At 37.0% G+C, this 12031-nt stretch carries 5 protein-coding genes and 1 pseudogene; 1 reads left to right on the forward strand and 5 read right to left on the reverse strand.

Annotated features, from left to right (window positions below; genetic code table 11):
* Window positions 1-134: 134 nt before the first annotated feature.
* From EI164_RS10975 to EI164_RS10985, 3 genes are all read right to left on the reverse strand, one after another.
* Complete coding sequence (locus EI164_RS10975) at window positions 135-2489, reverse strand: tetratricopeptide repeat protein (protein WP_192520004.1); 2355 nt, start codon at window positions 2487-2489, stop codon at window positions 135-137.
* Between the two features lie 8 nt (window positions 2490-2497).
* Window positions 2498-5431 (reverse strand): NERD domain-containing protein, encoded by a 2934-nt coding sequence (locus EI164_RS10980; protein WP_192520005.1) that lies wholly within the window; start codon window positions 5429-5431, stop codon window positions 2498-2500.
* Window positions 5432-5897: 466 nt separating this feature from the next.
* Entirely contained in the window at window positions 5898-7766 is a 1869-nt protein-coding gene (locus EI164_RS10985; RefSeq protein WP_192520006.1) for a DUF262 domain-containing protein, read from the reverse strand.
* A gap of 509 nt (window positions 7767-8275) precedes the next feature.
* Between EI164_RS10985 and EI164_RS10990 the strand changes: the two genes are divergently transcribed.
* Window positions 8276-8536, forward strand: a complete 261-nt coding sequence (locus EI164_RS10990; protein WP_192520007.1) for a hypothetical protein — start codon at window positions 8276-8278, stop codon at window positions 8534-8536.
* 163 nt (window positions 8537-8699) lie between these two features.
* Here the strand turns inward: EI164_RS10990 and EI164_RS10995 are convergent.
* Window positions 8700-9916, reverse strand: a pseudogene (locus EI164_RS10995) (IS256 family transposase).
* A gap of 64 nt (window positions 9917-9980) precedes the next feature.
* Window positions 9981-12002: an SNF2-related protein gene (locus EI164_RS11000; RefSeq protein WP_225739239.1), complete on the reverse strand. Its 2022-nt coding sequence runs from the start codon at window positions 12000-12002 to the stop codon at window positions 9981-9983.
* Between the last annotated feature and the right edge of the window lie 29 nt (window positions 12003-12031).

Here is a 12031-nt window from a genome sequence, read left to right on the forward strand (position 1 = left end):
CATTGTCCCCTTTGGAATTATTATTTAGGGGTGACAACTATCCTGCCATAGGGGGTAACTGCTATTTAGATTAAATGCTTATCGATACGGTCGGTCAACTTAACATCGCATTGAACTGAGGCGAGTATAGAGTTTTAAACAAGGTCGATTAAATCTATTACAGACCATTTCCCTCTTTCATTAATTACTTTAGCTTTTATATCTGTATTGGAGTTAATTTTATATTTGTTTAGTATCTTGCGATGTACATAATGATCTTCAATAAAGGCAAAGTCCGGTTTGGTTACATCTAAGCCTGAATCTAAAGCCTCATCAAACTCTAAGGTTTTTCCACTATATTTATACTTTAGCTTTATTGTTCCCTGGACTATCTTAATTAAAAAGGGGTTAGTTTCCGACGTAGCCGATACCTTTACAATTTGAGCTTCTTTCTTGCTAGATTTACTATTCAATGACATGAAGTATTTTATAGATAGGCAGTCACCTACATTTGGTCTCAAGTCGGTATCACTGAATCTAATAATACCTTCTACCGCATCACTGAAGTAGTAGTGAAATAATTTTTTCTCTTGATTTATATGATCGACTACAGCAAGAGCCGTCGAGGCTTTGTTAATAAGGTTTTCATAAGTCACATCAGATTTTTCAGCTAGTAGTACGTTGTATCTGTCTTTAGCTTTATCAAAATGTACTTTGCATGATATGACCTCATTTACTTGAGATTGCTTGAGTGTAGGGAACTTGCTTTTTTTGAAAGCTAATTCAGTATCTTTTAAGTCTGTTATTGCAATCATTTCTTCGTTATTCTTTTTACTAATCCAAGAACGATAAATTAAAAACGGTTGCCACTCTATATCTTTATATAAATATTCTTCGGCAATATTAGAATGGCTTCTATAATAACTTTTGTCGTAGTCCAAAGAGCTAGCACTCTCAGCTGCTTGGTATAACTGACTATATCTGTCAGATAGTTTCCACTCCTTTGATTCCCTAAAGCTTTTATAAGTTAGAAGTTCTCTTTTTGCTTCGGATAACATCCTCTTATTAATAAGAAGCTCAGCAAGATCGAGTCTAATATCGCCTAGGAAGTCCTCTTTAGGCTGTTTACTAATCGCCATACACAGCATGGAATGGGCCAAGTCAGTGTCCTGACTTTTGATAAGTTTGGATAGCTCATGCCAAGCATAAGCTTGATTGTTTAGGTTTAATAAAACTTTGTTGTAGACTTCAATAGCCTGTTCTTGTCTACCCGTTAGACTCAATAAGTTAGAATATCCTCTAAGTAACCATATGTCGTCACTTAGACGTTCAGTAGCCTCTCTATAGAAGGGTAAGATCCACTCCAAATTCTTTGGATTATTGGCAGTTTTAGAGTATTCATGGATATGAGAAAGAGCTTTGGCTACTAAAGACTTAGTAGGCTTATCATTATAGATCTCACCTTTCCAGTCAGCGTTTTGAAAGTTTGTTACATCCCAGTTTTGTAAGAACTGAGGGAAACGCCATAAGTTATTTTCAGTCATGAATCTTTGAGCAAGGTTAAGTATCTCAGAGTGCCAATGACTTGGTCCATACTTAGAGTAATTTGTTGCATAGTTATCAAATAACTGCCACAGCCTAGAAAGTTGATTCTCTTTGTGCGCATTAAAAATTTGCCAAAATATACTTTCTCGATAGATATCAATAAGGGGTAGGTTATGCCAAACCACAATTTTTTGATCTAATAAGTCGAAGTCAATATGTGATGGAGAGTAAACAAAGGCTTTGACTAAATTTTCTAAGACGGAGTCATAAACCTTACCATCATAGTTATTTTTCTCAGTATCCTCATCCATAAGGTTTGAAGGATCCCAATTTAAAAAGTATTTATAAATATCAATATCTTGGTTGTATCTAACATAGTTTATAACAAACCTGAGTATCTGAGAGTGCAGCATACTTGGTCTTTCAGACTGAAGGTTGTTATATTCAAATAGTATTCTTTTAACTTCAATAGATGAGATGGATTCGGACTCGTTCTTTAAATAGCGGTAGATAGCCCATCCATACGCATCATGATGCGCCTGAAAAAGATTAGTATTATTTTTAAAAATTTGACGAAATTGATTTAGGGCACTTAAATAATTACCATTTTTACTTAATGCACTCGCTTTTTCAATCTCACTATTTACGGGCGCTAGCCTAGGTTGTAAGTATTTAATCTGTGTTTCAAGCACTTCATCTTGAATTTTTAGAGATATTAATTGGTTGAAAAAAGCTATCGCATTTTGTAGATTCTTATTAATTTCTATTTTAATGATATCCACTAAGACCCAAGCCATGGCTCTTTTATTCCACTCATCATCTTTATCAGAATTTAATAAAGAGGTTGCAAGATTGTAAGCTTCTTGTAGCTTACCTTCTTTTCTAAGAGCAAATACTTTCTTACTATCCATGCCATCAGACTGATATGCTGACTGCTTGAATACTGATTTTACGCTACGAGCCATTTTAAATCCTAAATTTTAAAAGAATGTAATGCTGTGACAATTGTATTTTTAATATCTTGATCAGAGCTAGTTATTATATTTATTTTGGAAAACAGACCGTCGCCATCGTAATTAAACTCAACACCAACAAAAGACTCGGCGTTAGCAATTTTTATAATGTCTTTATAGCTAGTTGAGTTTATCCAATGAATAGAGTATCCGTACTCATTTAGCTTTGTATTTAACAGCTTATAGCAATGAGATCTCCAACCTAGATTGAGGAGATCAAAATCCTTCAAACCCTCATAATTTAATAAAAGATCATTAATTTTTTTATTTAAGTCTGCTGAGTTGCCAGTAGGATCTTGATGTTTAATAACCCCTTTCTTATTGTACCAAAATACTATTTTCGAACTATTAATACCATCTGTAATTTGAAATACTTCTTGATAGTTGTTATGAGTAACTGAGGTAATATCTAATTTCTCAGAGTTTACTAGCTTCTCGACAAACCTATACAGCTGAACTATTATTGATTTAAATTCATTATCATTAAGAGATAATTCATCAGGCTCAACTACCTCAATTGAATCATCAATAATTAGATAGGGTAGAGCATGAGCCTGTGTATCAGCTCTATCTACTATGTCTGCTTTATAAAAAGGTGTAATAGTGGTGAAGTTGATTAAGGTTATTTTATTATTTGAACGAGTTAAACCAGAATATAGCCAACTAAAATATGCTTCATTTACTATTCCTCGATTAGCTGGATTAGTATCAAATAAGATGTGTTGCCATTTATAAGATAGTGACTTATGCACAGTCATACACCAGCCAAATCGTAAAAATGCACAGTTCAAATATTTAAAATAATCACTAGAGCTATCTGCGGCTAATTTATTTGAGATATAGAGCTTATGAATATTATTATATTTTCTCTCAATTTTTCTTAGTTCAATGTTTTCTTTATCAAGTTTAGTTTTGACGCGTTCCTTATTTTCTAAGGCTGTTTCTAGTTTTGCCACACTATTTTTCTGCGTACGGTATTCTTCTGAGGCAAGCATTTTAAGCTCAGCTTTTGACCCTTTGAAAGGGTTATGCTTTATATAATCGTTTAATTTGATATTCACTAAGATAGTAAGCGCTAGTTTCTCTTCATCGAGCAGCTCATCTTCACGATAATTTTCAAGAGAATAAACGCTAAATATTTGCCCTGAGTCGCAGTGTCTGAGGTGAAGCTCTCTAAATTTTAGCGTGACTGGTGTCTTGTTTTTAATAGGTACAATTTCCGTTTTAATGCTGTCTATATCATCAACCCAAGCAAAATCCCCATTAAAAACTCTTTTGTTCTGATTTGGAGTCTCACCCAATATTGGCGCGTTAAAGTTATTATTAATAAGTAGCAGGTCATCAATAGCAAGATCAGAACCATTGTTTAAAATTGATTTTTTGATCCAACCATTAACTTGATGGCAAGCTTTATTACTATAACTTAATATTTTAAAGTTACTATCGAGGTTCTCCTTAATGAGTCCAACAAGCTTATCCTTGTATGAAACCTCTTTTTTATTTAAAAGACTTACACCATCAGAATTATCAATGGTCAGGTTATTAAAACTTTGTGAGTCTATGCTTGATACTAAGTCTTTAATAATAAGGTTTCCCGCATAAATATCTTGAGATAATGGCATCTTAAATATTTGAGGTCTAAAGCCATAGTGAGGTTCATAGAAATCTACATTGAGAGAGGACTCATCTTTACTACCTGAGCTAATGTGATATGTATCACCAATAAATATTACTTTACGATTTGATTCGCTAAGTTTAAGAAACTCTATAAAGTCTGCTAATAATCTACCCGAACCAAATTGCTTATTAAAAGATTGAGAAAAGCTATTTGAAATTAAGTGTGCTTCTTCTACTATGTAAAGAGTATTATCGTCATCATGACACTCTTTAATAGGAACGACTTCTAGGGATGTGATGTCATTGTCATCTGTATTATCAGCATCACTTGTAACCTTTTTGCTTTTTCCGCCGTATATGTAGCTATACAAGCTATTGAAATCATCACAGTCTCCAAGTAAATTTTTGATAACCTTATAGGTGGGGGCTAGATATTCAACTTGTGGGAAACCGGATTTAAATGCTAGTTCTTTTATAAAGTTGGTAAGGTAAGATTTACCACTGAATACAGGGCCTTGAAGTATTAGTACATTTTCTTCCTTATCATTTAAAAATTGTTTTGCTATATCTAGAGCTTGAATCTGGCTAGGTAAAAGCGTAGAGCTATCAATTTCAGTTTGTTCTGTGATGGGAGTTTCTGCAGTAGGATCGTCATAGGATTCTGTTAGAGAAAAAGGCTCAGCTTTGAATATATCTTTGAAAATTTCAAATGCTTCTTTATCAAGATCTACTTCTTCATCAATTACGTCAATAATATCTTTAATGATTTCTAGGTAGTTTTCTTTGTGGGCAATGAAAAAGTCGATCTCATCTTTAGGAGGGATGTTGCCATTAAGGACGATAGGGTTATGAAAGCAGACAATTTTTTTGGTATGTGAAGGATTAAAGCGTTTACCTAAGTCGGTCTTAAGTTTGCTGTTATGATAAACCCAAGTGAGAGCTTTTTTTTGTTGAAATAATTGCTTGTATGGGTTGATATGACTGCCACCTTTAATCATATCATTTGATTCATTAGTCCAGGCTTCTGTTGCAAATGAATCAGATTTTGGAAGTTTTATAGTCCCGCCGAAGTTCTTAAAATCTATGATACAAACTGTATTATTTATGACTAAGAGCGCATCAATTTGTAGGTTTTCAGAATGTACACACTGAGAGTTGCCTATAAGTACGCCTTCAAGGTTATACTTATTAAATAGGTCGGATAGGTTTTTGGCGAACTCTCTGAAAAAGGTGTTTTCATAGCTTCGGACTGATAAACCGCGTCTAACTTCAAGCATACTACTTCCTAATTTAACCACTAGTTACGTTTATATGTTATTTGTATCTTAAAATTCTTATCAATACTATAGCCTCTGTTAAAATATAGGTTTCTGACCCCATAAAACATGCAGACATATAGTCGATACACTCTAAAAATGTCATAGCGCTACTGGGATGAATTTTGCGCAGCCTCTGGGAACGCAGCACGCAAGTAAAATTTATACCAGTAGCGCGTTTAAATCCGTAACATTTTTATATTCAGCTAACTATATGCATCTAACAGTAGTCTTTAATATACGATACGCATAAGCTCGATCAAACAATTCTTGGTCTTTGTATAGCTGATTTTTGAAAAGTGCTTTGCATAATGATCATTATACTTCACGCGCGCCAGCGCTAGTCGTCTGCCAGCCAGGAAAGCGAATAATTCTTACAATTGCATCGATATCACCAAGGCTTTTTAGTCAATTTCTTGGTTGGCCATTACACTACATCCTGTATCAAGCTGGCATCTTCCTCAACGTCTTTAATAATTTCAGAGGCATTAATATCTCGTCCATCAGCTAAGATGTCTACAGCCTTCGCCACATAAGCGGCTCGTTTAGCGATGAATCGTGCAAAGTCACTTTTGACTTTGTATGTTTTTTCGTCGCCCGATAATCCAGTGTAGTCGCCAGACTTTAACTCATCTAGTGGAATGAGATGAGATTGAAGGCGAGAGTTGACAATGTCTTCACTGGTCGAGTTGTAGCGATCTTTTAGGTATTTCAGCGGATCTTTATTACTGATATTTAAATTGGTTTTGTCTGTGATCAAAGCACAGTTCAATGCAAAATAACTATCAGCTTCAATTTCTTTTAGCAGAGCGTCAGGGAAAACATGGTGATAGTGTCTGCGCCCATCGATAAGCTGTTGTCGGGTGAGCGGTGATCCATCAGCAAAATCATAAGCACCTAATTTACTAAATACAGCCATAATGCCACGAGCGCGAATATTTTCGCGTCTAGGCCAACCCACACGTTTTAGTTCATCATCAGTTGCAAGCGAATATAACTCACGATTTAAAACAGGTACATCATTTTCAGTATAGTGAGACCCATCTGCTTTAGTGGCTGAGGTGATAATATTTTTTAGCATAATAAAATCACTGAAAGCATGAGTAGCCGCTGAGTTTTCATAGCGGTCAGTAAAAAAGCTAGACCAAAGGTATTTTTTTAGTAGTATCTCAAAATTTCCTCTTGAATCTAAATTGTCAGGAATATCAATATATAAGGCGGCTATAACTGCGAGCACCGCATTAGTCGGTAATCGAGTGCGATCATAAATAGCTTGGCTTTCCATAAACGTAGCCATTTTAGATAAGCCTTTAGTCATTTTACTCCAGTTATCGACCATGTCCTCTTTACTCATATTCCACATGCCGCGTTGATTAGGCAGTTTTCCTTGCATGAGAGCAGAGGTGGCCAGTATTAAAAAAGGTAATTCAAAATAATGTTTGATAGCTGGATGATTTTCGTCCAGCTCACGTTGGTAATCATCTAAAGATACGCCTCTAACACCCTCAATTTCTGCACGGATGATATCGTACTGAGATAAAGGCTTACTATTGGTATTCATGTTTATAAATACTTGTAAGGCGGTCTCTTTACTGGTCTGTGACGGTAAGGCTAAATAGGGTAGATTGAAGTGAGTGATAGTTTCTCGAAAATCTCTTATCTGATCTTTCAATTTGGCTTTTTTATTCATCCACTCCATTAATCGCGTTTCATAATCAGTGTCAGTTGCGGTAGGTTTCAATGCTCCCAAAGCATCATCAATCCAAGTGTCGATTTCGATTGCAATGTCACCAGGTCTAAATAGATTCATGGGTATAACCCCGCGTTTTAGACACGATTTGGGATCGTCTACCCATAAAGGCATGGTTTTACCGTCTTTATTAGTCCAACGACTTTTGTACCAAACTTCTGAGTCATCTGTTTTTTCATGATCAGGCACACTCTCATCATAGGCATTAAGGTATAAGAAGTAATTCATGTCTTCGTAGTTATCATGCAATGTTCGCCAAAGTGAGGTCAGACGCTGTTGACCGTCTAATAGGTGCTCTGTGACACGCCCGCCCGTTTGTGGTGCCGTTACCAAGTACCGAGAAACAAACTGCTCTTTGTCGACATCTAGCAGTAAAGTAACACCCAACGGTAAGTTCTTAGTGACAGTATCTAGTAGGCTACAAATTCTGTTTTTGTCCCAAGCCTGGTGTCTTTGAAAGCGGGGCAGTTTGATCTCGCCACTTTGTATCTTTTGAAACCAGACAGAAATTGGCCTATCTTTCGCTGAGCTTGATGGCATCTTCATTAATAACGTCTCTCAATAAAAAAATGTAATTAAGTATTGGCTTCAGGAAAGCTACCATGCTCCGTTTTTCTATCAAATCCTAAAACTGCCTTAGCCAAGTGAATATTTCTTTGAACGATAAAACGTTTGTTAGGCAACATAAGACGATGTTTATTATCAGTTTCTAGTAGTAGGGTGTATTAAATAATCGACTTTCTGTCCCAGTGAGGTCGATAAGGACGCATCCTCGAAAACTTTGGTATCTTTACCTGAGTAGCGGATCCCGTAAAATGATACTGGACGATACTATGCTTAAAGTTACTGATGGCTACGCATGTATAAGCATGAATTCCGCTTTTATTACCGGAATTTCTATTTTTATTTACAAAATAGCAATAATTAGCAAATAATACTAACATTAGTTGATATTCAGAACAATATATAATGCTTAGTAAAGAGAATATTGAAAAGCTAGATGAGCTTTCAGCTAGTCTAGTGACAAGCTAAAGTATGCGAGTATCGGTAGTGCTATGAATATTGCCGCTATCAAAGAAAAATATAATATTGATATTCCAGAGTTGTTTTGGCTAGTAGTCGCTGAGCTAGGTATTGAGCCACAACAGTTCAAACCTTTACTTGATACTTTTGAACGTGAAGAATTAAAGCCTGACCTTGAGGGCTTTCAAAAAGGAAAGCTAGCTCCCGAGTTACAGCGGAAGATTTATAATTTGATTGATGATAGTTTGAGTGATGTTATTAGTAAAGAAACGATTGATAAGCTTCTTTCTTAGTGGTTAAGATATATAATACTGAAAAATCGCATTATTCACTTAATGATATGACGCCTGCTGAGTACAGACAGGTGGCTTAGTTATTTTACGATGATGTTGTGTTAAGAATGGAGTATTTACACTAGATGTTCTGAGACCATCCCGAATTCTGTGTAACTGCCATTTAGATTAAATGCTTACTAATACGATCATCAAACATAATTATAAAGCGATTAAGAGCAGACGTCCAGTTACGAATAGGCATCGACCACTTTTTGGATGCCTGCTGGGTGGCTAAGTACACCACTTTGAATGCTGCCTGATCAGATGGGAACACCTTACGCTTATTCACCGCCGTACGGATAACACTGTTTAGCGACTCTATCGCATTGGTGGTATAAATCGCTTTTCTGATGTCTTTCGGATACTCAAAGAACACCGTTAAGCCTTCCCAGTTATTACGCCAAGACTTGATGACATGCGGGTACTCTGTGCCCCAAGTCTCATCAAAGTGCTCGAGATTGGCCTCTGCTATCTCAAGCGTATCAGCGCCGTAGATGGCTTTTAAATCAGCCGCTATTGCCTTCTTATCTGTCCAAGGTACAAACTTCATCGAATAGCGCACCATATGCACGATACACAGCTGAACCTTGGCTTTGGGATAAACGGTGTTAATGGCATCAGGAAAGCCCTTTAGACCGTCGACACAAGCGATTAAGATGTCTTGTACGCCACGGTTTTGTAGTTCAGTGAGAACACCCAGCCAGAACTTAGCGCCTTCATTCTCTGAGAGCCACATACCAAGCAGCTCTTTTTTACCATCAAGAGCAACGCCTAGGGCTAAGTAAATGGCTTTGTTGATGATCTGCTTATCTTGTGACGTACTTTGACGACAATGCAGTCTAGATAGACAATAGGATAGACGCTGCTCAGTGGCCTGTTCTGCCAAGCGGTGATGTCCTCTAATATGTTATCGGTGACTCTTGAGACAAGAGAGCTTGAGATGTCGACATCGTAGAGCTCTTTAATGCTCTCTACGATCTCAGTGGTGGTTTGACCCTTGGCGTAAAGGAATATGATTTTATCATCGAGACCTGAGATACGGGTTTGATGCTTACTAACGAGTACAGGCTCAAAGCTGCTATCACGGTCTCTTGGGGTAGATATCTCAAGATCGCCTGTGTCACTGCGGACGGTCTTTTTAGTGTGGCCGTTGCGCTTGTTAGGCTTATCCGCCTTTTCATGCTTGGGGTAGCCGAGATGGTCTTCCATCTCAGCTTCTAGTGCAGTGTCGATAAAAGATTGCATGAGCTGCTTTTGGAAGTCTTTAATGTCATCGAAGCTTTTCATGCTACCAGCCATCTGCTGGGCCAGTTTTTTAATGTCAGATTGAGTCGTCATTGCTTATTCTCCGGTTAGGGGATTATAAGCAGTTACACAAAGTTTGGGAAACTCCCGATGTTCTCTATGTACCCCAGCTTTTACTCATAAGTTCTCTAAGATCTCTGCGAGATAAAACATCTGAACAGTCTCTCCAGTCTTTATCAGAGGTTTCAACAGAAGTGTTATACCTTAAGTCAAATCCATTTGCTTTCTGTTGAGCATCGATATATTCATCCATTTTCTCGCCAAGAGTTTCTATGTCTTCGATCCATTCATCTTTAATAGTGTCGGGTAAAGAGCCAAATAAATTAAATCTATCCTGCATGCGTTCGGACAGTCTTTGATAGACCTTTTCATCTACAGTTTGTTCATTAACTAAGTTAAGCATATCAACTTTTGGTCGAGATTGACCAAAGCGTTTAATACGACCTATGCGCTGTTCTAAACGGGTTGGGTTCCAAGGCAGGTCGATATTAATTAAGGTACCGAGGGTTTGTAAGTTTAATCCTTCACAAGCAGCGTCAGTTGCTACCATAATACTCAATTGATGATTAGCTACCATTTTCTTAAGGCTCTCACGCTCCACATTCACGCTTTCACCATTTTGATATAGTAAACTTCGGCCAGCACCGGCATAAAGACCTACTGGTAAGTGCGGATATCTAGCTGCTAAAGAGTCTGCTACCCAGTGTGCTGTATCGTAATACTGACTAAAGATAATCACACCATGCTCTAACCAACTTTCTGCTTCTAAGTAATGAATAATAGCTTCAAGTTTTGGGTCTTCTTTAATCTTGCTAAGTCGCTCAATCATGCGTTTTAATACAGCTATTTCTTCAGAAGACTCTACTTTTAACTCAATACTATCATCATCATCCTCTTCTTGGATGGTTCTACCCTCTAGTAGTTTTTCAGCAGTATTTAATCCGGCCTGAATACTAGAGCAAATTCTCTGTTCCATAAGGTTTTTCATGAACCCGCTACCTTTGCCACTTTTAGATAGCGCTTTGCCAAAGTTTCTGGCTTCTACATAAGCTTGGCGAAACTCTTCATCAGTTCTTAAAGCTTTGTCTTCAAACAAAGCATTAAATTTATGCTCATCTTTTGCACGAGATCTATCAGGATGAATATCAACGCCGATTTTTTTTAATAAGCCTGTGTCTTCTAAAGTTTTACGTTTTCTTAAGATAATATGACGTACAAAAGGATTCTCTCGTTGAAAGAGCCCTGATCCAGCAATATCTCTATCAAGCTCTTCTTCTAAATACTCTTTCGAGTCATCAGATAGATCCCAGTAGCTGTTTTTTATATCCCATCGATTGTCATGTAATATATTCAAATCATCTCTTATAGATCTGAATAGCTTTCTGGCATTGCTTTCATCTGTAGAGTTAACCACTGGTAGGGGCGACTTTAGAAGCTCCCAAGCAAAACTCGGTTCTTTTACTTTCTGTTCACCAGATAGAATACTAAGCACTTCTTTAGGTCTGTGCCATTTAGCTAGATTGTTTCCTAATACGAATCTACCTTGGCCTTGATGTAATATTTTCATCAAATCCCATAGATCTTCAGGTTCCGTTTGAATAGGCGTTGCTGTTCCTAGTAACACATGTTTGGAGCGAGACGCAATATCTAGCATAAACTGTAAGAGCTTATTGGGTTCGCCTACATCTTTACCAACACCTTTATAACTTCTAGCTTTGTGTGCTTCATCGAGAATAACGAGCTCAAAATCCATTCCCAATAGAAACTCTTTTTCTTTAGAGCTTTTACTCATCAGTCCCGTTGAAACTATGCCAATACGTAATGGACACTTAGAAATATTTTCAGGTCCTGAAGGTGAAATGGTTTGTTCATCTGGGTTGAGCCATTTTTTGTTTAAGGTATCCCACCTTGCACAAGGTATCCCTAATTTATCAATAAGCTCCACTTGCCATTGTTCACATAGGGTAGCAGGGCAAAAAATAATAATAGGCTTAGTACGTCTGCTTTCTTTTTCACTGAGTAAACATAAGCTTAGCGCAGCAGTACCTAAGGATAGCGTCTTACCCAGACCAACTTCGTCAGCTAATAAAAGGTGTAGTGGCATAATTAAATTGGACAACTGCTAAGAGGCTATACTAACCCAAAGAA

This window comes from Psychrobacter sp. FME13, assembly GCF_014861395.1.
Taxonomy (GTDB): domain Bacteria; phylum Pseudomonadota; class Gammaproteobacteria; order Pseudomonadales; family Moraxellaceae; genus Psychrobacter.